This is a genomic window from Methylobacterium mesophilicum, assembly GCF_022179445.1.
Classification (GTDB): domain Bacteria; phylum Pseudomonadota; class Alphaproteobacteria; order Rhizobiales; family Beijerinckiaceae; genus Methylobacterium; species Methylobacterium mesophilicum.
In genome coordinates this window covers 1-2,170 of record NZ_BPQU01000076.1, presented here as the reverse complement: position 1 = coordinate 2,170, position 2,170 = coordinate 1, and the positions used below count along the sequence as shown (strand labels likewise).

Sequence of the window (2,170 nt, the reverse complement as noted above, 5' to 3'; positions counted from 1 at the left end):
GTGACGCCGTTCTCAATCTGCCACCCTGAAGTCAAAATGCCAAAGTAGTGCTAGGACCCGCGAGCGCCGCTCATGCGCGGCGCTCGCTTTGGCGATGCGAAGCAGTGCGGAAGCTCTTCGGAGCGGAAGGACTGCCTGATGTGAGGCCCCCGACAACCTGATCTTCGGAGCACAGACTATGACCGCCCGTGAACCTGCATCCGGCGTCGCGAGACAATCGTTCTCCCTATCACGCCGCGGCTTCTGCCTCTGCTGTCTGTCCGCATCTGCTCTGCCGACGGCGAGCGGCTGGCTCTCACCCCGCTCCGCGTTCGCACAGGCGCGCGGCATTGTGGACACGATTATGTTCGAGGCCACCCGCTCGCCGATCACGGTCCATAGGCTGCGCGGGGGTGTCGCCGTGCTGGAGGGGTCTGGCGGCAACGTCGCGGTTCTGACCGGGCCGGACGGGAAGCTGCTGGTGGACGCCGGGATCGGCGTGTCGCGCGCCCAGATGCTGACGGCGCTGAACGACCTCGGCGACGCGCCGATCACCCATCTCATCAACACACATTGGCACTTCGATCACGCGGACGGCAACGCTTGGCTGAACGCGGAAGGGGCGGAGATCCTCGCCCACGAGAAGACCCGCAAGCACCTCGCGGCCGCGCAGCGCGTGGACGACTGGGACCACGACTTCCCCGCGGCACCACCCAACGCGCTGCCGACGCAGGTGTTTTCGTCCGAGCACGAGACCAAGCTGAACGGCAGCACGCTGATGCTGAAGCATTACGGCTCCGCCCACACGGACAGCGATATCTCCGTCCGCTTCGTCGAGGCCGACATCCTGCACACTGGCGACACGTTCTGGAACGGCATCTACCCGTTCATCGATTACTCCACGGGTGGCAACATCGACGGGACGATCGCCGCAGCTGAAGCGAACATAGCCGCGACGACAGATCAGACTATCGTCATCCCTGGCCATGGAGCGCCGGTCGGTACTCGCGCACAGCTGCGCGACTTCCATGACATGTTGGTGGACGTGCGTGCGAACGTCGCCGGCTTGAAGAGGCGAGGCCTATCCTTAGAGGCGACTGTCGCTGCCCGCCCGACCGCGGCGCACGACGCGAAATGGTACCGGTCCGTCATCAGTCCAGCGCTCTTCACCCGTCTGGTCTATGAAGGAATTTGAGACGCAGTTTTGGATTGAGGAGAAGCATCATGGCCACAATCACAACCCAGGACGGCGTCGAGATCTACTATAAGGACTGGGGTCCGAGGGATGCGCAGCCGATCATGTTCCACCACGGCTGGCCGCTCTCGTCGGACGACTGGGACACGCAGATGTTGTTCTTCCTCAAGCACGGCTACCGTGTCGTTGCCCACGACCGCCGCGGCCACGGCCGCTCGGCACAAGTGTCGGACGGGCACGACATGGACCACTACGCGGCCGACGCCGCCGCTGTGGTCGAGCATCTCGATCTTAGGAACGCCATCCACATCGGCCACTCCACTGGCGGCGGCGAGGCCACACGCTACGTCGCGCGATACGGCGAGCCTCAGGGTCGCGTGGCCAAGGCGGCGCTGGTGAGCGCCGTGCCCCCATTGATGCTGAAGACCGCAGCGAACCCGGAAGGACTGCCGATCGAAGTATTCGACGGCTTCCGCCAAGCGCTCGCGGGCAACCGCGCCGTGTTCTTCCTCGACGTCCCATCGGGACCGTTCTACGGCTTCAACCGCGACGGCGCTCAGGTCCAGCAGGGTGTGGTCCGGAACTGGTGGCGGCAAGCCATGATGGGCTCTGCCCTGGCGCAGTACGAAGGTATTAAGGCGTTCTCAGAGACCGATCAGACAGAGGATTTGAAGGCGATCGGCGTTCCGACGCTGGTGCTGCACGGCGAGGACGATCAGATCGTGCCGATCGTCGCGGCGGCGCCGAAGTCGGTCAAGCTGCTGCGCAATGGCACGCTGAAGACTTATCCCGGCTATGGCCATGGCATGCTGACGATCAATGCGGACGTGCTCAACGCCGACCTACTCGCCTTCGTAAGGGCGTGAGGTGGGCGCGGGGCCGAAGGTCTGCTTCCGGACTTCGTGCCGACTTCCGCTTGCCATCCTTCTCCGAAATTCAGGGGGGCCGCTTGCGGGTAGCTTGATCCAACTCTGTGATCGCTACTGCCTGGCTTAG

The 2,170-nt window shown here is 64.0% G+C and carries 2 protein-coding genes; both read left to right on the top strand.

Annotation, left to right across the window (positions count from 1 at the left end):
* The first annotated feature begins 178 nt into the window (after positions 1-178).
* Positions 179-1,174, top strand: a complete 996-nt coding sequence (locus MFF40_RS28255) for an MBL fold metallo-hydrolase (RefSeq protein ID WP_147853706.1) — start codon at positions 179-181, stop codon at positions 1,172-1,174.
* Positions 1,175-1,203: 29 nt separating this feature from the next.
* Complete coding sequence (locus tag MFF40_RS28250; RefSeq protein ID WP_147853705.1) at positions 1,204-2,040, top strand: alpha/beta fold hydrolase; 837 nt, start codon at positions 1,204-1,206, stop codon at positions 2,038-2,040.
* Positions 2,041-2,170: the final 130 nt, after the last annotated feature.

What these genes read in the sequence shown, in the direction of transcription:
- MFF40_RS28250 (WP_147853705.1), top strand. Translation starts at nt 1,204, where the DNA reads ATGGCCACAATCACAACCCAGGACGGCGTCGAGATCTACTATAAGGAC.
- MFF40_RS28255 (WP_147853706.1), top strand. Translation starts at nt 179, where the DNA reads ATGACCGCCCGTGAACCTGCATCCGGCGTCGCGAGACAATCGTTCTCC.